The following is a 17,738-nucleotide window of genomic DNA, read 5'->3' as shown; positions in this document are numbered from 1 at the left end:
CCTTCGCAGTCCGTCACGGGCGACGGCGGGGGCTGTCTAGCAGACCAGAAAGGCGGACGACAACATGATGTGGCTGCTCAGGGCGGTTCAGTGGGTCCGCAACCCGCCTTCGGGCGCGCAGGTGCGGGTGGTGGTGGCGATCGTGGCGGCGGTGATCCTGCTCGGCACGGTCGAGTGGATGGGCTGGTGGCCCGAGTGGGCGACGCTCGACGCCCGCAGCCACCGGATGCTGCGGCCCTGAGGCGGCTCAGCCGCCCAGCGGCACGCGGCGGATCAGGTGGAAGCGGCCCTCACCGTCCTCGCCCATCAGCGCCAGCGCGGTCAGCGGATGCGGGTCGGGCAGCAGCGGGGCAAGCCGCGGCGCGAGAGTGTCCATGACCCCGGCGGCCCCCTCGGGCGAGAGCGGGCCGGTCAGCGTCATGTGATGGCGGAAGCGGTCGAGCACCTGCGGATAGCCCCAGCGGTCGAGATAGGCGCGCCCGGTCGCGTCCAGACTGGCCGGGTCGCGGCGGGCGATCTCGGCCGGCGAGAGGGGGGCGCGGAAGCGGTCGAGGTCGGTCACGACGCGGGTCGCGAGCGCCGTCAGCGCGGGGGGCTGGGGGGCGGGGATCAGCGCCACGAAGCGTGTGTCGCCCCCGCCCAGCGCCGCCAGCGTCAGGCGCGGCAGCACGACCGGAGTGAGGGTGGCGCAGAGGGCGGCGAACGCCTCGGCCAGCGCGGCGGGGGTGGTGCCGTCAGCGAGGCGGAACGGCGCCTTGATCGTGGCGTGAAAGCCGTAGTGGCGGGGGACGGCGGTGATCGCCTCGCCTCCTACGGGGGGCAGCGGGACGCCGGCGATGGCGTCCCAGCCGAGCCACGCCGCACCGAACCGCGCCAACGGGTCAGGGCCGAGGTCGTAGATGGCGTAGCGTCGAAACTCCTGCATCATCCCCTCGCCGGCAGCCGATGGTCACTCCGTGTCAGCGCATCCATCGTCAGCATAGGAAAAGGGGCGCCCCGCAGGACGCCCCCTCATGTCGATCGCCGGGCGATCAGCCGTGGCGACGGAAGAAGTCGTTCATCTTCTCGTCAACCTCGGTCTTGGTCCAGCCATACTTCTCCTGAAGCTTGCCGGCCATCTTGTCGCGGTTGCCCTCGATCTGGGTGATCTCGTCGTCGGTGAGGTCGCCCCACTGCTCTTTCACCGAGCCTTTGAGCTGGTCCCACTTGCCCTGGATGATGTCCCAGTTCATGTCGCACACTCCATGTTGATGCGTCTGGGCTAACAACGTCGCGGGAAGGGGTTGGTTCCCCCCCACGCCACCCGGTCGCGCGGATCGGCGCCGTCCCGCACGGCTGTCAGATTGGCCAGCGCCCGCAGCGCCATGTCAGTGCGGACGGCCTCGGCGGCGGTGCCGAGATGGGGCAGCAGCACCACGTCCTCGCGCCGGGTGAGCGCCTCGGGCACCTCGGGCTCGCGCTCATAGACGTCGAGCCCGGCGCCACCGATCCGCCCCGCCGCGAGCGCCGCGATCAGCGCCGCCTCGTCCACCACGTCGCCGCGGGCGATGTTGACCAGGATCGCGCCGGGGCGCATCGCGGCCAGCTCGGGCGCGCCGATCAGGTGGTGGGTGGCCGCCCCGCCCGGCACGGCCAGCACGACGATGTCGGCGGCGCCGAGCAGTTCGGCCAGCGGCACCTGCCGCGCGGGGAACGGCAGGCCCCCGACGGTCGAGCGGTTGTGGAACAGCACCTCCATCCCGAAGCCCGCGTGGCAGCGCCGGGCGATGGCCTGGCCGATGCGGCCCATGCCGACGATGCCGACGGTGCGGCCGGTGACGTGCATCCCCAGCATCTGCGTCGGGTGCCAGCCGGTCCAGCGTCCGGCGCGGACCAGCCGCTCGCCCTCGCCCGCGCGGCGCGCGGTCATCAGGATCAGCGTGAGGGCGAGGTCGGCGGTCGCCTCGGTCACCACGCCGGGGGTGTTGGTGACGATGACGCCGGCGGCGCGGGCGGCGTCCACGTCGATATGGTTGTAGCCGGCGCCGAAGTTCGCCAGCACGAGGGCCCGCGGCGGGGCGGCGGCAAAGGCCGCGGCGGTGAAGCGGTCGCCCAGCGTCGGCATGATCGCGTCATGGGCCGAGAGCGCGGCGGCGGCCTCGGCCTCGGTCAGCGGCACGGTCGAGTCGCGGAAGGTGGCGTCGAAGGCTTCGGCGATGGCGGCCTCGGCCGCGGCGGTCATGCGGCGGGTGACGAGCAGGCGCATCAGAACATCCGCCCGCCGTTCGGAACCGGCTGGCCGGGGCCGATCAGCACCACCTCGCCCTCGGCGTCGGGCAGGCCGAGGACCAGCACCTCGGACAGGAACTTGCCGATCTGCCGGGGCGGGAAGTTGACCACCCCCAGCACCTGCCGCCCGACCAGCCCGGCGGGGTCGTAGTGGCGGGTGATCTGGGCCGAGCTGCGCCGCTCGCCCACGCCTGGGCCGAAGTCCACCCACAGCTTGATCGCGGGCTTGCGGGCCTCGGGGAAGGGCTCGGCGCGCAGGATCGTCCCGACGCGGATGTCCACGCGGGCGAAATCCTCCCACGCGATCGGGGCGGCGGGGCCGGCGTCGGGCGCGCCGCTCATGCGCCGAGCTCGCGGCCGCGGGCGGCGGCGGCGGCGACGGTGCGCCGCATCAGCGGCGGCAGGCCGTCGGCCGCGTCCATCAGATGCGCGAGGCCCGCGGCGGTGGTGCCGCCGGGCGAGGTCACCGCCTCGCGCAGCCGCGCCGGGTCCTCGTCCTCGGCCACGGCGAGCGCCCCAGCCCCGGCGACGGTCGCGCGGGCGAGTTCCAGCGCCAGCGCCGGCGGCAGCCCCTCGGCCGCACCGGCGGCGGCGAGCGCCTCGATCAGGTGGAAGACATAGGCGGGACCGGAGCCCGAGACGGCGGTGACGGCATCCATCTGCGCCTCGTCGTCCAGCCGCACGACCCGGCCCACGGCCGCCATCAGCGTCTCGGCCAGCGCCATCTCGGCCGCCCCGGCGCGGGCGTTGCCGACGATGGCGCTGATCCCCTGGCCGATGGCGGCAGGGGTGTTCGGCATGGCGCGCACGATGGCGGCGTCGGGGAAGGCCCGCTCATAGGCGGCCAGCGTCACGCCCGCGGCGACCGAGAGCACCAGCGTGTCCCCCTGCCCCGCCGCCGCGCGCTCGCTCAGCACCCCGCCCATCATCTGCGGCTTGACGGCCAGCACCAGCACCGCGGGGTCGTCGGGCAGCGGCCCCTCGGTCGCCACGCCGCGCTCGGCCAGCCACGCGGGCGCGTTCGGGTCGATCACCCGCACCGCCTCGGGCGCCAGCCCGCGCGCGAGCCAGCCCTTGAGCAGCGCGCCGCCCATCCGGCCGCAGCCGACGAGCACCAGCCCCCTGTCGTTGAGTTCCGCCAGTTCCATCCGCGCCCCCTTCCTGTTGTGCCGGCAGGGAAGCGGATCGCGCCTTGGGTGTCCAGAGGCAGGGGGGTGGTTCATCGTGCAGGGAGAAACGCTTGGACCCCAAGCGCCCGGCCTTCACGCGCCCCGATGGCCCCGCGCCTAGGCCCGGCCGTAGGCCTCGGCCAGCGCCACCTCCATCGCCGCCTGCGGCGTGGCGTCGCCCCAGCAGGCGAGCTGGAAGGCCGGGTAGAACCGCTCGCAGCCGTCCAGCGCGCTGCGGATCATGTGGTCGATCTGCTCGGGCGAGGCGACCATCTCGCCCGCCAGCACCAGCCCGTAGCGCCAGACCATCAGCCGTTGCGGCGCCCAGAAGGTGAAGCCGCCGTCCCACACCGCGTCGTTGGCCAGGTTCAGCACCTCGTAGAGCGCGCCGAGCCGCGCCTCGGGCGGGTCCATGTCGAAGCTGCAGACGAGGCGCAGCACCTCCTCGCGCGGGGACCAGGCGAGCGTCAGCGAGTAGCTGCGCCACTGGCCCTCAACCGTCAGGGCGATCTGGTCGTCGGCCATGCGGTCAAAGTCCCACGCGTGATGGGTGGCGACCGTCTCGGCGATGTCGATCGGGTGGATCTCCTCGCTGTGGATATACGTCTCCAGCTGCGCCATCTGCCTGTCCCTTGCCTCAGGTGGCGGGGTTTATCCCCAGCCCTTGGTTGCTGGCACCATACCGGGCGGTCTGGGGCCGGACTGCTACAAGATGTTGGTCAGGCCGAATCGCAGGATTTGTAAAGTGAATTCTGCATGACGGGCGCCCGCGCAGGCCCCGGTTTCGCCCGGCGGCGGTTGCATCGGCGGCCCGCGCTTGCCACATCCTTGGGCACGAGCAGTCAGGATGGCCAATGCAGCGCGTGACACTTCCCGAACGGCCCGGCTGGCGCGAGCGCGCGGCCGAGCTGGGCTTCACCTTCGCGGACATGGGCGGCGAGCCCTACTGGGACGAGACCTCGGCCTATCGCCTGACCCTGCGCCAGGTCGAGGATGACATCGAGGATCCCGCCACCGCGCTGCACGCCATGTGCCGCGAGGCGGTGGCCCACGCCGTCACCTCGGAGGAGTGGCTGACCCGGCTGGCCATCCCCCGCCCGCACTGGGATTTCGTCGAGCGGTCCTGGGCGAACGGCGAGCCCGAGCTCTACGGCCGCTTCGACCTCGCCTATGACGGCCGGGGTCCGGCGAAGCTGCTGGAATACAACGCCGACACGCCGACCTCGCTTTACGAGAGCGCGTCGTTCCAGTGGCTCTGGTTCGAGGAGAGCCGGGACGCCGGCGTGCTCGCTCCGCAGAGCGACCAGTTCAACCGCATCCACGAGGCGCTGGTCGAACGCTGGGCCGAGATCTGCGCCCCGGGCGAGGACGTCCATTTCGCCGCCGACCGCGACAACCCCGAGGATTATGCCACCGTCGAGGCGCTGGCCTGGGCCGCGCGCGAGGCGGGGCTGGGGGCGCATTTCACCGCGCTCAACGGCATCGGCATCACCGACGAGGGGCAGCTTGCGGACGAGGACGACCGGGTGATCGGCACGCTCTTCAAGCTCTACCCGTGGGAGGACATGCTGCGCGACGACTTTGCCGCGCATCTGCAGCCCTCGCAGACCCGCTTCATCGAGCCGCCGTGGAAGGCGGTGCTGTCGAACAAGGCGCTGCTGCCGCTGCTGTGGCACCTGTTCCCCGGCCACCCGAACCTGCTGCCCGCGTTCATGGCCGAGGATGTCGAGGCCGCGCGGCGCGGCGCGCCCACGCCCTTCGCCGCCGCCATCGCCGAGGCCGAGCCGCAGCTGGCGCGCGGCTTCGTGACCAAGCCGATCTTCTCGCGCGAGGGGTCCGGGGTCGTCATCACCGAGGCCGGGCGCGAGACCGGCCGCGCCCCAGACGACGCCTATTCGCACCACCCGCAGGTGGTGCAGGCGCTGGCGCCGCTGCCGGTCTTCGACGGGTTCCACCCGGTGCTCGGCGCGTGGATCGTGGGCGAGAGCTGCGCCGGGCTCGGGATCCGCGAGGACCGCGACCGGATCACCCACAACCTCTCGCGCTTCAAGCCGCATTTCATTCAAGGATGACGCCCATGCAAGTTCCGCCGTCCGCCCGCCCCTCGCCTGCCCCTGTCCCTACCGCGGACGCCACGCCGCGCCGGTCCAAGCGCTCGCGCCACGTGGCGCTGGTGCTCGCCGGGACGGCGGTGATGGCGCTGGCCGCCTGCGAGGATGACAAGGTGGATGCGCAGGCCTTCCCCGACGTGGAAAGCTGCATCGCCGCGGCCGAGCGTGACGGGCTGTGGTTCACCGCCGACGACTGCCGCACCCAGTTCGCCGCCGCCCAGAAGGAGCTGATCGAGACCGCGCCGCGCTACGAGTCGCGCGAGCTCTGCGAGCAGGAGCACGGCGCCGGCGCCTGCGGCCCGGACCCGGCCGCGGGCGGCCAGGCGGCGGGGGGCGAGGCTGCGGCCCAGCAGCAGGGCGGTGGGTTCAGCTTCATGCCGCTGCTGGTGGGCTACATGATGGGCTCGATGCTCAGCCGCGGCGGCGGGGTGTTCAGCCAGCCGATGGTGCGCACGCCGGGCGGGTTCTCGACGCCCTCGGGCAACCAGACCTTCGCCAGCAACAGCGGCGCGGGCAAGGTGCCGGCGACGACGTTCAACCGCGCGCCCTCGACCATCGGCAAGGCGCCGATGACCCGCGCGCAGGTCGCCCAGCGCGGCGGCTTCGGCGCCGCTGCCACTGCCCGGACCCCGACCGGCGGCACGAGCACCCGCAGCGTCGGGGGCTGAGCGGGGGCCGCTGGGGGGTCACCCAGCGCGGCGGCTTCTGCGCCGCCGTCATGGCGCTCACCCCGACCGGCGGCACCGGCACTAGCAGCGTTGGGGCCTGAGCACAGGCCTCGGCCGCGGATCGGGGGGGCATCGGCATGCTCACCCCGTCGGGCTTGGGGGGTCCTGCCCCTGCTGACGTCGTGCCGCTCATTCCGGCTTGGGGCGTCACGTCCGGGGCTTTAAGCCTGATCGCCTGTGAGCCGCTTGGCGCACCCACCGGAGGCGTTAGGCCATGCCCCCGGCGAGCTTCTGGCTCGGCAGCACAGCGGGCCGTCGCCCCCCCACCGGGCGGACCTCGGGGCACCCCTCCCCGTGGCCGTCAAGCCCGATGTCCGGCTGACCTCCGACCGCCCAGCCGGCGATCTTAAGAGCACGCACCCCTGCGGTTCTCGGGCCGCGCACCCCTCTATCCACGTTTTCGCGCTCCCCGACGCATGATACCCAGCCCCGGCAGAGCGCAAACCCTCGCCGCCACCCACACGCGTCCCACGCCCGCCCCGCCCCCCCTCCCCCCCCCCGGGTCTTGCACCCGCCGCGCCCGCGGCGCAGGGTCGCGGCGGCCCCCAAAGCGGGCTGCCTGTCGGAGAGCTGACCCATGACCCCGGACCGCCAGTCCGCCCGGATGCGCGAGATCTGCGCGCTCGCCCCCGTCGTCCCGGTCATCGTGATCCACGATGCCGCCCATGCCGCCCCGCTGGCGCGGGCGCTGGTCGCGGGCGGGCTGCCGGTGCTCGAGGTGACGCTGCGCACGCCGGCGGCGCTCGACGCGATCCGGGCCATGGCGCAGGTCAAGGGGGCGGTCGTGGGCGCGGGCACCGTGCTCAGCCCCGATGACATCCACCGCGCCCGCAGCGCCGGGGCGACCTTCGCCGTCTCGCCGGGGCTGACCGACACGCTGATCGCGCCCTGCGAAAGCTGCGCCCTGCCGCTGCTGCCGGGCGCAGCCACCGCCTCGGAAGCGATGCAGGCGCTTGAGGCGGGCTACCACATGCTCAAGTTCTTTCCCGCCGGTCCGGCGGGCGGGCCGGCCTATCTCAAGGCACTGGGCGGGCCGCTGCCCGGCATCGCCTTCTGCCCGACCGGCGGGGTCTCGGCCGAGAACGCCCGCGACTATCTGTCGCTGCCGAACGTGATCTGCGTCGGGGGCAGCTGGGTCGCGCCCGAGGCGATGATGCGGGCCGGCGACTGGGCCGGCATTGAGGCGCTGGCGCGGGCCGCGGCGGGGCTGTCGCGGTGACGGCCGAGGCCGCGGACACCCCCGCCAACGGCAGCCGTGCCTGGCGCAACGTCTGGGTGCTGATGGGCGCGCAGGCGCTGGTCGGAGCGCAGATGTCGATGGTGTTCATCACCGCCGGGCTGGCCGGCGCCATGATCGCCCCGAACCGCTGCCTCGCCACGCTGCCGGTGTCGATGGTGATGCTCGGCTCGGCGCTGTCGGCGCGGCCGCTGTCGGGCTTCATGACCCGGCACGGGCGGCGCGCGGGGTTCACCGTCGCCTGCACGATCGCCGCCGTGGGCGCGGCCATCGCCTTTGCCGGGCTCGAGACAGGCAGCTTCGTCGTCTTCACCCTCGGCTGCACGCTGATCGGCGTCTACATGTCCGCGCAGGGGTTCTATCGCTTCGCCGCCGCCGACGTGGCACCCGCGGCACTGCAGCCGCGGATGATCTCGCTGGTGCAGGCCGGCGGCCTCGCCTCGGCGCTGATCGGGCCGCAACTCGCCAAGGCCACCGCCGAGATGGGCGGCATCCCCTTCGCCATGACCTTCGCGGCCATCGTGGCGCTGAACATGGTCGGGCCGCTGATCTTCGCGCTGCTGCGCATCCCGGTCCTGCCCCGCCACGCGGCGCAGGCCGCGGGCGGGCGCACCTTGGGCGAGATGCTGCGCACGCCCGAGATCGCCGTGGCGATGATCTGCGCCATGGTCTCCTATGCGCTGATGAACCTGGTGATGACCTCGACGCCGCTGGCGATGGTCGGCTGTGGCTATCAGACGGCGGATGCGGCCAACGTCGTCTCGGTCCACATCGTCGCCATGTTCGCGCCGGCCTTCTTCACCGGGCATCTCATCAGCCGCTTCGGGGCGCGGACCATCGTCGCGGTCGGGCTGCTGATCCTTGCCGCCGCGGGGGCGGTGGCGCTGACGGGGGTCGAGATCGACCGCTTCTACCTCGCGCTGGCGCTGCTGGGGCTTGGCTGGAACTTCGGCTTCATCGGCGCGACGGCGATGCTGACCGCGGCCCATACCCCGGCCGAGCGCGGCCGCATCCAGGGGGTCAACGACGCGGTGGTGTTCGGCGGCGTGTTCCTTGCGTCGCTCTCGTCGGGCGGGCTGATGGGCTGCGCGGGCGGGACCGCGCAGGCCGGCTGGTCGGCGGTCAACATGGCGATGCTGCCGTTCCTGATCCTCGCCGGCGGGGCGCTGATCTGGCTGACCCTGCGCCCGCGCGAGACGCGGTGACGCCGGACCGGGGCGCTGCCCCGGCCCCCGGGGTAGTTGCGCCCGACAGAGGCCGGGCGGCGCCGCTCAGCCCGTCGCGGCGTCGATGATGGCGCCCGCGGCCTCGATGGTCGCGTCCAGCCGGGCGGCGAGCGCCTCGAGGCTCTCGGTGCCGGTCTCGCGCAGCAGGAACTCCTGCCCGCCGCGGCCGATCTGGTCCATGTCGAGCGGCCGGTCAGTGAGCAGCCGCCCCCCGGACTGAAGCGCCCAGAGGAACCGCCGCGCGTCGCCGAGCGTGCGGGCGTCCGCGGCCGAGACGAGGCCCGCGCGCTGGCCCGCGCGCAACTGCCCCACCGCACCGCGGGCCGGGGCGGCGGTCCTGAGCGCGAGCGACTGGGCGAAGAGCTCGATGTCCTGCAGCCGACCGCGGCCGACCTTCGCCTCCCACCGGCCGTCGGGCTGCTTGGCGGCAAAGACGCGCCGGCGCATGTCGGCCAGGTCGGGCACCACCGCATCGCGGGTGCCGCGCGCGGCCAGCACCTCGACCCGCAGCGCCTCGAGCCGGGCGGCGAGCGCCGGCGCCGTGCCGGGCGGCAGCGCGCCGGGGATCACCCCCACCACGCGGGCGCGGGTCAGGGCCAGATGCTCCCACGTCCAGGCCTCGTCCATCTGGTAGGCGCGGAACGACTCGATCGATGTGGCGACCGGCCCCTGCCGCCCCGAGGGGCGCAGCCGCATGTCGACCTCATAAAGCCGCCCCGCCGCGGTCGGCGCCGAGAGCGCGGTCAGCAGTGCCTGCGTCAGCCTCGCGTAATAGGGCCGGGTGGCGAGCGGCCGCGGCCCCTCGCTGCCCTCGGCCCCGGCGGGGTCGTAGATCACGATCAGGTCGAGGTCCGAGGCCGCGTTGAGCTGCCGCGCGCCGAGCGAGCCCATGCCCAGCACCGCCGCGCCGTGCCCCGGCGCCGGGCCGTGGCGGCGGGCGAACTCGGCCGCGACGACGGGGGCGAGCGAGGCCACCGCCGCATCGGCGATGTCGGCGTAGTGCTGGCCGGCCTCTTCGGCCTCGATGAGCCCGCGCAGGTGGTGGACGCCGACCCGGAACTGCCACTCATGCGCCCAGCGGCGGGCGGCGTCGAGCGCCCGCTCATACCCCCCCTGCGGGGCCGCGAGGGTCTGGTCGAGCAGCACCGCCAGCGCCTCGCGCAGCGCCTCGGCCCCCGGCCAGGGGGCGAAGAAGCTGCCGGCGAGGACCGCGTCCAGCACCTCGGGGTGGCGGGCGAGATGCGCGGCCAGCGCCGGCGAGGTGGCGCAGATGTCGCCCAGCAGGTCGATCAGCGAGGGGTTCGAATCGAACATCGAGAAGATCTGAACCCCGGCCGGCAACCCCTTGAGAAAGCGGTCGAACCTGTCGAGCGCCTCGCCCGGGTGGCCGGCCCGGAACAGCGCGGTCAGGATGCGCGGCTCGATGCGCGAGAAGATCTGCTGGGCGCGGGCCGAGCGCAGCGCGGGATAGGATCGCCACCCCTCGACCACCTCGGCCTGCGGGCCGGTCAGCTCGGGGCGCGGCTCGGACGCGGTGCCGCTGCCGGGGGTGAAGAAATCGCCGGTGAGGGTCTCGACCCGCGCCAGCCGCGCCTCGAGCCGGTCGGACCAGGCGTCGAGTTCGGTCTCGGCGTCGAGGTGGACGACCGGGGCCAGCCCCTCGCGGGTCGCGGGCAGGGTGTGGGTCTGCGCGTCGTTCACCATCTGGATGCGATGCTCGATGCGCCGGTGCTGGGCGTAGTGGTCGGTCAGCTCGGCCGCGACCTCGGCCGGGATCCAGCCCTTGGCGGCCAGCGCCGCGAGCGCGTCCACGGTGCGGCGCGGGCGCAGGTCGGGGTCGCGGCCGCCGGCGATGAGCTGGCGGGTCTGGGCGAAGAACTCGATCTCACGGATGCCGCCGCGGCCGAGCTTCATGTTCTGGCCCAAGGCCCGGATCTCGCCGTGCAGTCCCTTGTGGTCGCGGATGCGGCGGCGCATCTCGTGGGTGTCCTCGACGGTGGCGAAGTCGAGGTGGCGGCGCCAGACGAACGGCCTGAGCGCGGTCAGGAACCGCTCGCCCGCGCCGAGGTCGCCGGCGCAGGGGCGGGCCTTGATGTAGGCCGCGCGTTCCCAGCTGCGGCCCTCGGCCTCGTAGTAGCTGAGCGCGGCCGAGGCCGAGATGCAGACCGGGGTCACCGAGGCATCGGGGCGCAGCCGCAGGTCGGTGCGGAAGACATAGCCATGCGCGGTCGGGTCCGAGAGCGTGGCCGCCGCCTTCCGGGTGGCGCGGATGAGGCTGGCGCGGACCTCGTGCTGGTCCTCGGGCGCATAGGCCGCGTCGTCGTAAAGCACGATCAGGTCGATGTCGGAGGAATAGTTCAGCTCGCGCGCGCCCATCTTGCCCATCGCCAGCGCGAAGATGCCGCCCGCGACCGGCGCCGCGCCATCGCGGGGCTTCGGCAGCTTGCCGCGCCGGGCCTCGTCGGCGACATGGGCGGCGAGCGCGAGGTCGGTCGCCCGGTCGGCAAGGTCGGTCAGCGCCCCGGTCACCGCATCGAGATCCCAGACTCCGCCGAGATCGGCGAGCGCCGCGAATAGCGCGACGCGGCGCTTGGCCTGCCTGAGCGCCGGGCCGAGGTCGGCGGCGCTCAGCGCCTCCATCCCCGCGGTCTCGGCCGTGACCAGCGCCGCCGGGGTGGGGTCGGTGCCGAGCGTCGTGGCGAGCCACGCGGCCTCGCGCTCGATCAGCCCCGAGAGATAGGGCGAGGCCCCCGCCGCGCCGGTCACGAGGGCGCCGAGCGGCGGGGCGAGGCCGGGCAGCAGCGCCGCGGCCCTCGCGCCGCGGGCGGGGTCGGTCGGATGGGGCGTGCGGGTGATGCGGGCGGCGAAATCCATGCGCGCGACCCTAAGCGCCCGCGGCCCGCCGTCAACGGGATGAAAGGCGCGCAGGCGGGCGCCCGAGGGGGCATTCCAGCGCGGCGTCCCGGCGCGCGTCCGCGGCCGCTGCGCAATTCCCCGCTTGGCCTGCGATATTTCTGTTGCTAGGGTTCGCCAAGACGCCGATCGCAGGGCCCAGTATTGCCTCGCGCCCTACCCGCTCCGACAGCCCGAACCCGACGCCGCATGAACTGCCAGAACGTCGCCCCGCATGGTCCGTCGCCGGTTCCGGCCACCTGTCAGCCGGTGCGCTGATGCGTCACAGCCTGCCCTCGGCGCCGCAGTTCTACGTCACCGCCCCGCAGCCCTGCCCCTATCTGCACGGCCGGGCCGAGCGGAAGTTGTTCACCGCCCTGACCGGCGACCGCGCGCGCGAGCTGAACAACGCGCTGTCGCGGCAGGGCTTCCGCCGCTCGCAGAACGTGGTCTATCGGCCGAGCTGCGAAAGCTGCGTGGCCTGCATGTCGGCGCGCATCGGGGTGCGCGACTTCACCCCCTCGCGCAGCCAGCGCCGCGTGCTGCGGCGCAATGCCACGCTGCGCCGGGCCGCCACCAGCGCCTGGGCCACCGACGAGCAGTTCGAGCTGTTCCGCCGCTATCTCGACCACCGCCATGCCGACGGCGGCATGGCCGACATGGACATCTTCGAATTCGCGGCGATGATCGAGGAAACCCCGGTCCGCACCCGCGTCTTCGAGTATCGCGCCCCGCCCCCGCCGGGTGCGGCGCCGCGCGACGGCGACCTCGCGGCGGTGTGCCTGACCGACGTGCTCGATGACGGGCTGAGCCTCGTCTACAGCTTCTACGACCCGGCGCGCTCGTCCGACAGCTTGGGCGCGTGGATGATCCTCGACCACGTGGCGATGGCGCGCGAGGCGGGGCTTCCCTACGTCTACCTCGGCTACTGGGTGCCGGGCAGCCGCAAGATGGCCTACAAGGCCGGGTTCGACGCGCTCGAGATCTACAAGGGTGGCGTGTGGCAGGACATCGGCCACCCCGGCGACCACGAGGGCGAGACGCACCCGCTGGCCATCGACCCGATCGTCGAGCAGGTCGCGCGCATCCACCTGCCGAGCGACTGAGGCGGCCCCCCTCTTCTTTCTTGCCGAAATATCCTCCGGGGGTCCGGGGGTGGAAAACCCCCGGTCCGGCCGTGCCACCCGCGCGCTTTGCGAAATAATGTTGCGCGGCGACCGGGTGCGCGCGTCATTTTCCGCGCCGAGTCGCATTGACCCTCCCTGCCGGCGCCTCTAGTTTGCGGCGGCGCAGCAGGGGCCTTGCCGCTCTGCCGCAAATCCCTTGGTTGGAGTGCAGGATATGTCCCGAAGCATGACGGGTGCGAGAATGGTGGTCGAGGCGCTGAGGGATCAGGGCGTCGATACCGTATTCGGCTATCCCGGCGGCGCGGTCCTGCCGATCTACGACGAGATCTTCCAGCAGAACGACATCCAGCACATCCTCGTGCGCCACGAACAGGGCGCCGTGCACATGGCCGAGGGCTATGCCCGCTCGACCGGCAAGCCCGGCGTTGTGCTGGTGACCTCGGGGCCCGGCGCGACGAACGCCGTGACCGGGCTGACCGATGCGCTGCTCGATTCCATCCCGCTGGTGGTGCTGTCGGGTCAGGTGCCGACCTTCATGATCGGCACCGACGGCTTCCAGGAGGCGGACACCGTCGGCATCACCCGCCCCTGCACCAAGCACAACTGGCTGGTGAAAGAGACCGACGCGCTGGCCGAGACGATCCACAAGGCCTTCCACGTCGCCACCTCGGGCCGCCCCGGCCCGGTGCTGGTCGACATCCCCAAGGACGTGCAGTTCGCCGAAGGCCGCTACGTCGGGCCGAAGCAGGTCGAGGTGCCGCGCTACGCCCCGCCGCGCAAGGGCGACACGGCCGCGATCACCCGCCTGGTCGAGCTGATCGAGCGCGCCGAGCGCCCGGTCTTCTACACCGGCGGCGGGGTCATCAACTCGGGCGCAGCGGCGAGCCAGCTTCTGACCGAGCTGGTGGACGCGACCGGGTTCCCCTGCACCTCGACGCTGATGGGGCTGGGCGCCTATCCGGCCTCGGGCAAGTCGTGGCTCGGGATGCTCGGGATGCACGGGCTCTACGAGGCCAACATGGCCATGCACGACTGCGACCTGATGATCTGCGTCGGCGCCCGCTTCGACGACCGCATCACCGGGCGTGTGGCGGATTTCAGCCCCGGCTCGGTCAAGGCGCAGATCGACATCGACCCCTCGTCGATCAACAAGGTGATCCGCGTTGACGTGCCGATCGTCGGCGACGTGGGCCACGTGCTCGAGGATCTGCTGAAGATCTGGAAGTCGCGCGGCCGCAAGACCAACCCCGCCGTCCAGCAGTGGTGGGCGCAGATTGAGCAGTGGCGGGCGAAGAACTGCCTCGGCTACCGGCCCTCGGACAGCGTCATCAAGCCGCAGCACGCGATGGAGCGGCTGGAGGCGCTGACCGCCGGTCACGACCGTTACATCACCACCGAGGTCGGCCAGCACCAGATGTGGGCGGCGCAGTACCTGCATTTCGAGGGGCCGAACCGCTGGATGACGTCGGGCGGGCTGGGGACGATGGGCTACGGCCTGCCGGCCTCGATCGGGGTGCAGGTCGCGCACCCCGAGGCGCTGGTGATCAACGTGGCGGGCGACGCCTCGTGGCTGATGAACATGCAGGAGATGGGGACCGCGGTGCAGTTCCGCGCCCCCGTCAAGCAGTTCATCCTGAACAACGAGCGGCTGGGCATGGTGCGCCAGTGGCAGCAGCTTCTGCATGGCGAGCGCTACAGCCAGTCGTGGTCCGAAAGCCTGCCCGATTTCGTCAAGCTGGCCGAGGCCTTCGGCTGCAAGGGCCGGCAGGTCAGCGACCCGGCCGAGCTGGACGACGCGATCCGCGAGATGATCGCCTATGACGGGCCGTTCATCCTCGACGTGCTGGTCGAAAAGCACGAGAACTGCTTCCCGATGATCCCGTCGGGCAAGCCGCACAACGAGATGCTGCTGGGCGACATGGAGGCGGCCGAGGACATCGGCACCGCCATCCAGTCCGACGGCGCGGTTCTGGTCTGAGGGGGCGGTCATGTCGGCATTGAAGATCGAGCGCGGCGCATCCAGCCATTCGGCCTATGACCTGCGCGACTATCACGCGGCGGGCGAGGAGCGGCACACGCTCGCGGTGGTGGTGGACAACGAAAGCGGTGTCCTTGCGCGGGTCATCGGGCTGTTCTCGGGGCGCGGCTACAACATCGACAGCCTGACCGTGGCCGAGGTGGACCACACCGGCCACCGCTCGCGGATCACGCTGGTCACCCGCGGCACGCCTGCGGTGATCGAGCAGATCAAGGCGCAGCTTGGCCGGATCATCCCGGTCCACGAGGTCCACGACCTGACCGTCGAGGGCGCCTCGGTCGAGCGCGAGCTGGGGTTGTTCAAGGTCGCGGGCACCGGCGAGAAGCGGGTCGAGGCACTCAGGATCGGCGACATCTTCCGCGCCAACGTGGTCGATTCGACGCTCGAGAGCTTCGTGTTCGAGATCACCGGCACGTCGGAGAAGCTCGACGCCTTTGCCGAGCTGATGCGCCCGCTGGGACTGGCCGAAGTCGCCCGCACCGGCATCGCGGCGCTGGCGCGCGGGCGCTAAGTCACACCGACAGGCTGCTTTCCGGCCCTCCGGGCCGGTCGAGCAGTGCGGTCAGCCGACCGCGGCGAGCATGGGACGCCCCCTCGCCGGACGGGTCCGGGCCGTGAGACGTTCGGCGAGCCGCGTTTCTCCGCCCAGCATCCGCAGCGTCAGGATGCGGCGCAATTCGCCGTCGCAGGCCGTCGTGACCTCGACCGTTGCGCCCTGGTGGGGCCAGGGACCCGCGAGATCAAGCGCCGCCGGACCGGCCAGGTAGGCCAGCGCCCCGTGGTCCTCGCACCACACTACGGCCTGTCGACGACACGCCGAGCTCCACAGCACGATACCGAACAAAGCCTTATCCTTTCGCTGACGCGAGAAAATCTCTGAAATCCAATCTGGACGTGAAAACCGACAAACCGGCCGCAGAAAAAGCTGACGTCCCGGGACAGGGTGACCTTACGTCAACCCGTCACGACTAGAGGAACGGTTCCATCACGGTTCTGTCAAGAATGATCTGCGCGACTTACCGCCACGCGGTAGAAATTGTCGCCAGAATGTGGTCCCGCGAACGTCAGCGCGGCGACTTTGACCGCCGCGAGGGCCGCGCGGTTGCACAAAAATGAAGCGCCATGGGCCGCCGAAGGGCGAGCCCAGCGCAGCCCTCCGCGGTTACCCGCTCAGCGCGCCGCGCCCGAGGCCACGTCCGCCACCGCCTGCGCGACCCGCGCCTGGCGCTGCGCCCGCGAGGGGTGCGAGCCGAGGATCTTGTCGCCGGGATCGGGGATCCGGGCGAAGAACTGCGCCCCGCGGACCGGGTCATAGCCCGCGTTCAAGGCCACGATGGCGCCGAGGTAGTCGGCCTCGAGCTCCCACTCCTTCGAGTAGTAGCGCGCGCCGAACTGCGCCCCCATCTGCTGGGCCGCGCGGATCGAGGCCGGGTCGGCGCCCGAGGCGGCGGCGATGCCCGACAGGATCACCGCGCCCGCCGTGGCCGCCCCGCTTTTCTGGTCGATGTGGTTGAGGATGTGGTGCGACGCCTCGTGGCCGACCACGAACGCCAGCTCGTCGGTGTTCCGTGTCGCGGCGATCAGCGACAGGGTGAAGCCGATCACCGGGCGGCCGTTGCGGTCGAGGGTCTGGAAGGCGTTCGGCTCCATCCCCGGGCGGTCGTCCACGACGAACTGGAAGTCGCAGTTGATGGGCGCCCGGCGGCGCTGGACGCATTCGCGCTCGACCGCAGGCTCCATCGCGCGGATGACGCTGACAAAGGCCATCGCCGCGCCGCGCGCGGTGGGCGGCGTGTCGGTCCGGGTCGGCGCGGGCGCGGTGACGGGGGTGGGCGCCGGGGTGGGGGCCGGGCCGGGCGGCAGCGGCGCCCCCGCCGGGGTCACGGCGCAGCCCGCGAGCAGCGCCACGCCGGCCAGCGCCGGGACGAGACCCCGCCAGCCGCGGGACAGGGCCCCGGCAGCGGCCGTCGCCCGCCGATTCGTCTCGCCCCGCGGGGTCATCGCTGCCGTCATCGCCTGCACCTGTCCGTTCATGCGTCCGCACCGGCCCCGCCGCCTGACGGGCCGGCAGCCCCGACCCGCAGGCCGCCTGCCTGCCGTTCGCGCCAAGCTACAGCCCCGGCGAGGGGCCGCAAGTCCGCGGCTCTTGCCCCGGCCGCCGCCTCACGCGATTGTTGCCGGGGCGCATCGCTCCGGTCGTCCGCGTCCGGCGTTCGGCCCCTGCCCCGACCCCCAAGCCCGACCCTGAAGCCCGACCCTGAAGACCCGACCCGAAAGGACCCGTTCCCATGTTCACCATCGAGCACGAGTTCGACGCGACCGTCATCACCCTCGTCGATGAGGCCGACCCGGGCACGCGGCCGCTGAACGAGGACGTGGTGATCCTGACCTTCGACGACCGCGTGGTGGTCGAGCAGATGGAGCCGGGCGGCGACGGCGTGGCGCGCGTGGTCCTGACGCTGCGCCAACTTGACGAGTTGCGCGCGGCGCTGGACCTGCCCGAGGGGAACTATCGCCTGCAGCGCCAGCGCTGAGGGCGCCTCGGGTCAGTCGAGCCGGAACAGCTTGTCCCGTGACCCCGCCCCGCCCGCCAGCACCAGCCGGGTGGGCGCGACCCCCAGCGCCCCGGCCAGCAGGCGGCGCACGGCGTCGTTGGCCTTGCCGTCCGCGGGCGGCGCGGTGGTCCGCACCTGCACCCGCCCGCCCTCGTCCAGCGCCACCGCGTCGCGGCCGGCGCGCGGCGTCACCCGCACGGCGATGCGGGCGCCGCTGACGGCGAGATGCGAGAGATCGGGCAGGTCGCGGGCCATCGGCGCTCCGGTCTGATCCGACAGGCGATGCGGGGGGCGGGGCCGGTCGTCAAGCCCCGCGCGCCCGCTTTCCCCCGCCCCGCTGTTTCGCTAGGACAGGCGCGACGCCCGCGCGACGCCCGCGCCGGGCCC

At 72.7% G+C, this 17,738-nt stretch carries 19 protein-coding genes; 9 read left to right on the top strand and 10 right to left on the bottom strand.

The annotated features are described in order from the left end of the window. The first annotated feature begins 64 nt into the window (after nucleotides 1-64). On the top strand, nucleotides 65-241 hold the full coding sequence (locus tag HGN31_RS12860; RefSeq protein WP_036735425.1) for a hypothetical protein: 177 nt from the start codon (nucleotides 65-67) through the stop codon (nucleotides 239-241). A 6-nt stretch (nucleotides 242-247) separates the two neighbouring features. Here the strand turns inward: HGN31_RS12860 and HGN31_RS12855 are convergent, their stop codons facing one another. The 6 genes from HGN31_RS12855 to HGN31_RS12830 all read right to left on the bottom strand — a co-directional run bounded on the left by HGN31_RS12855 (nucleotide 248) and on the right by HGN31_RS12830 (nucleotide 4,058). Beyond that, nucleotides 248-925 (bottom strand): DUF1045 domain-containing protein, encoded by a 678-nt coding sequence (locus HGN31_RS12855; protein WP_168783447.1) that lies wholly within the window; start codon nucleotides 923-925, stop codon nucleotides 248-250. Nucleotides 926-1,031: 106 nt separating this feature from the next. Then, nucleotides 1,032-1,232 (bottom strand): CsbD family protein, encoded by a 201-nt coding sequence (locus HGN31_RS12850; RefSeq protein WP_036702322.1) that lies wholly within the window; start codon nucleotides 1,230-1,232, stop codon nucleotides 1,032-1,034. A gap of 29 nt (nucleotides 1,233-1,261) precedes the next feature. Next, nucleotides 1,262-2,245 (bottom strand): 2-hydroxyacid dehydrogenase, encoded by a 984-nt coding sequence (locus tag HGN31_RS12845; RefSeq protein ID WP_168783446.1) that lies wholly within the window; start codon nucleotides 2,243-2,245, stop codon nucleotides 1,262-1,264. Then, complete coding sequence (locus HGN31_RS12840) at nucleotides 2,245-2,610, bottom strand: tRNA-binding protein (RefSeq protein ID WP_168783445.1); 366 nt, start codon at nucleotides 2,608-2,610, stop codon at nucleotides 2,245-2,247. The genes HGN31_RS12845 and HGN31_RS12840 overlap by 1 nt, the downstream gene beginning before the upstream one ends. Then, the gene (gene proC / locus HGN31_RS12835; protein WP_168783444.1) at nucleotides 2,607-3,416 is read right to left on the bottom strand and encodes a pyrroline-5-carboxylate reductase; all 810 of its coding nucleotides are present in this window, start codon (nucleotides 3,414-3,416) and stop codon (nucleotides 2,607-2,609) included. Before proC ends, HGN31_RS12840 begins: the two co-directional genes overlap by 4 nt. Before the next feature lie 138 nt (nucleotides 3,417-3,554). Further along, complete coding sequence (locus tag HGN31_RS12830; protein WP_036735434.1) at nucleotides 3,555-4,058, bottom strand: type III secretion system chaperone family protein; 504 nt, start codon at nucleotides 4,056-4,058, stop codon at nucleotides 3,555-3,557. 233 nt (nucleotides 4,059-4,291) lie between these two features. On the opposite strand from HGN31_RS12830, the gene HGN31_RS12825 reads away from it, so the two are divergent. From HGN31_RS12825 to HGN31_RS12810, 4 genes are all read left to right on the top strand, one after another. Next, nucleotides 4,292-5,509 (top strand): glutathionylspermidine synthase family protein, encoded by a 1,218-nt coding sequence (locus HGN31_RS12825; protein ID WP_168783443.1) that lies wholly within the window; start codon nucleotides 4,292-4,294, stop codon nucleotides 5,507-5,509. A gap of 5 nt (nucleotides 5,510-5,514) precedes the next feature. After that, entirely contained in the window at nucleotides 5,515-6,216 is a 702-nt protein-coding gene (locus HGN31_RS12820; protein ID WP_168783442.1) for a DUF1190 domain-containing protein, read from the top strand. A gap of 637 nt (nucleotides 6,217-6,853) precedes the next feature. Further along, the gene (gene eda, locus HGN31_RS12815) at nucleotides 6,854-7,495 is read left to right on the top strand and encodes a bifunctional 4-hydroxy-2-oxoglutarate aldolase/2-dehydro-3-deoxy-phosphogluconate aldolase (protein WP_168783441.1); all 642 of its coding nucleotides are present in this window, start codon (nucleotides 6,854-6,856) and stop codon (nucleotides 7,493-7,495) included. A 62-nt stretch (nucleotides 7,496-7,557) separates the two neighbouring features. Then, nucleotides 7,558-8,718: an MFS transporter gene (locus tag HGN31_RS12810; RefSeq protein WP_168783942.1), complete on the top strand. Its 1,161-nt coding sequence runs from the start codon at nucleotides 7,558-7,560 to the stop codon at nucleotides 8,716-8,718. Between the two features lie 66 nt (nucleotides 8,719-8,784). Here the strand turns inward: HGN31_RS12810 and HGN31_RS12805 are convergent, their stop codons facing one another. Continuing rightward, the gene (locus HGN31_RS12805; RefSeq protein ID WP_168783440.1) at nucleotides 8,785-11,613 is read right to left on the bottom strand and encodes a [protein-PII] uridylyltransferase family protein; all 2,829 of its coding nucleotides are present in this window, start codon (nucleotides 11,611-11,613) and stop codon (nucleotides 8,785-8,787) included. A 296-nt stretch (nucleotides 11,614-11,909) separates the two neighbouring features. Here HGN31_RS12805 and HGN31_RS12800 point away from each other — a divergent pair, with 296 nt between their 5' ends. The 3 genes from HGN31_RS12800 to ilvN all read left to right on the top strand — a co-directional run bounded on the left by HGN31_RS12800 (nucleotide 11,910) and on the right by ilvN (nucleotide 15,307). Then, the gene (locus HGN31_RS12800; protein ID WP_168783439.1) at nucleotides 11,910-12,737 is read left to right on the top strand and encodes an arginyltransferase; all 828 of its coding nucleotides are present in this window, start codon (nucleotides 11,910-11,912) and stop codon (nucleotides 12,735-12,737) included. A 235-nt stretch (nucleotides 12,738-12,972) separates the two neighbouring features. Continuing rightward, nucleotides 12,973-14,736 (top strand): acetolactate synthase 3 large subunit, encoded by a 1,764-nt coding sequence (locus HGN31_RS12795; protein ID WP_036704544.1) that lies wholly within the window; start codon nucleotides 12,973-12,975, stop codon nucleotides 14,734-14,736. Between the two features lie 10 nt (nucleotides 14,737-14,746). Then, nucleotides 14,747-15,307: an acetolactate synthase small subunit gene (gene ilvN, locus HGN31_RS12790; RefSeq protein ID WP_036704545.1), complete on the top strand. Its 561-nt coding sequence runs from the start codon at nucleotides 14,747-14,749 to the stop codon at nucleotides 15,305-15,307. A 51-nt stretch (nucleotides 15,308-15,358) separates the two neighbouring features. Here ilvN and HGN31_RS12785 read toward each other — a convergent pair whose 3' ends face one another. Together HGN31_RS12785 and HGN31_RS12780 are read right to left on the bottom strand one after the other, a co-directional pair. Further along, the gene (locus HGN31_RS12785; RefSeq protein ID WP_036704546.1) at nucleotides 15,359-15,640 is read right to left on the bottom strand and encodes a hypothetical protein; all 282 of its coding nucleotides are present in this window, start codon (nucleotides 15,638-15,640) and stop codon (nucleotides 15,359-15,361) included. A gap of 326 nt (nucleotides 15,641-15,966) precedes the next feature. Next, nucleotides 15,967-16,830, bottom strand: a complete 864-nt coding sequence (locus HGN31_RS12780; protein ID WP_244961019.1) for a M48 family metalloprotease — start codon at nucleotides 16,828-16,830, stop codon at nucleotides 15,967-15,969. Nucleotides 16,831-17,084: 254 nt separating this feature from the next. Between HGN31_RS12780 and HGN31_RS12775 the strand changes: the two genes are divergently transcribed. Then, nucleotides 17,085-17,330: a hypothetical protein gene (locus HGN31_RS12775; protein WP_036705640.1), complete on the top strand. Its 246-nt coding sequence runs from the start codon at nucleotides 17,085-17,087 to the stop codon at nucleotides 17,328-17,330. Nucleotides 17,331-17,342: 12 nt separating this feature from the next. On the opposite strand, the gene HGN31_RS12770 is transcribed toward HGN31_RS12775, so the two are convergent. Beyond that, the gene (locus HGN31_RS12770; protein ID WP_036705638.1) at nucleotides 17,343-17,606 is read right to left on the bottom strand and encodes a DUF167 domain-containing protein; all 264 of its coding nucleotides are present in this window, start codon (nucleotides 17,604-17,606) and stop codon (nucleotides 17,343-17,345) included. Nucleotides 17,607-17,738: the final 132 nt, after the last annotated feature.

This window comes from Paracoccus sanguinis (assembly GCF_012689545.1).
Lineage (GTDB): Bacteria > Pseudomonadota > Alphaproteobacteria > Rhodobacterales > Rhodobacteraceae > Paracoccus > Paracoccus panacisoli.
Note: the sequence above shows the minus strand (reverse complement) of the source record. Positions and strands in the feature narration are given on the sequence as shown.

What these genes read in the sequence shown, in the direction of transcription:
- HGN31_RS12860 (WP_036735425.1), top strand. Translation starts at nt 65, where the DNA reads ATGATGTGGCTGCTCAGGGCGGTTCAGTGGGTCCGCAACCCGCCTTCG.
- HGN31_RS12855 (WP_168783447.1), bottom strand. Translation starts at nt 925, where the DNA reads ATGCAGGAGTTTCGACGCTACGCCATCTACGACCTCGGCCCTGACCCG.
- HGN31_RS12850 (WP_036702322.1), bottom strand. Translation starts at nt 1,232, where the DNA reads ATGAACTGGGACATCATCCAGGGCAAGTGGGACCAGCTCAAAGGCTCG.
- HGN31_RS12845 (WP_168783446.1), bottom strand. Translation starts at nt 2,245, where the DNA reads ATGCGCCTGCTCGTCACCCGCCGCATGACCGCCGCGGCCGAGGCCGCC.
- HGN31_RS12840 (WP_168783445.1), bottom strand. Translation starts at nt 2,610, where the DNA reads ATGAGCGGCGCGCCCGACGCCGGCCCCGCCGCCCCGATCGCGTGGGAG.
- proC (WP_168783444.1), bottom strand. Translation starts at nt 3,416, where the DNA reads ATGGAACTGGCGGAACTCAACGACAGGGGGCTGGTGCTCGTCGGCTGC.
- HGN31_RS12830 (WP_036735434.1), bottom strand. Translation starts at nt 4,058, where the DNA reads ATGGCGCAGCTGGAGACGTATATCCACAGCGAGGAGATCCACCCGATC.
- HGN31_RS12825 (WP_168783443.1), top strand. Translation starts at nt 4,292, where the DNA reads ATGCAGCGCGTGACACTTCCCGAACGGCCCGGCTGGCGCGAGCGCGCG.
- HGN31_RS12820 (WP_168783442.1), top strand. Translation starts at nt 5,515, where the DNA reads ATGCAAGTTCCGCCGTCCGCCCGCCCCTCGCCTGCCCCTGTCCCTACC.
- eda (WP_168783441.1), top strand. Translation starts at nt 6,854, where the DNA reads ATGACCCCGGACCGCCAGTCCGCCCGGATGCGCGAGATCTGCGCGCTC.
- HGN31_RS12810 (WP_168783942.1), top strand. Translation starts at nt 7,558, where the DNA reads ATGGGCGCGCAGGCGCTGGTCGGAGCGCAGATGTCGATGGTGTTCATC.
- HGN31_RS12805 (WP_168783440.1), bottom strand. Translation starts at nt 11,613, where the DNA reads ATGGATTTCGCCGCCCGCATCACCCGCACGCCCCATCCGACCGACCCC.
- HGN31_RS12800 (WP_168783439.1), top strand. Translation starts at nt 11,910, where the DNA reads ATGCGTCACAGCCTGCCCTCGGCGCCGCAGTTCTACGTCACCGCCCCG.
- HGN31_RS12795 (WP_036704544.1), top strand. Translation starts at nt 12,973, where the DNA reads ATGTCCCGAAGCATGACGGGTGCGAGAATGGTGGTCGAGGCGCTGAGG.
- ilvN (WP_036704545.1), top strand. Translation starts at nt 14,747, where the DNA reads ATGTCGGCATTGAAGATCGAGCGCGGCGCATCCAGCCATTCGGCCTAT.
- HGN31_RS12780 (WP_244961019.1), bottom strand. Translation starts at nt 16,830, where the DNA reads ATGAACGGACAGGTGCAGGCGATGACGGCAGCGATGACCCCGCGGGGC.
- HGN31_RS12775 (WP_036705640.1), top strand. Translation starts at nt 17,085, where the DNA reads ATGTTCACCATCGAGCACGAGTTCGACGCGACCGTCATCACCCTCGTC.
- HGN31_RS12770 (WP_036705638.1), bottom strand. Translation starts at nt 17,606, where the DNA reads ATGGCCCGCGACCTGCCCGATCTCTCGCATCTCGCCGTCAGCGGCGCC.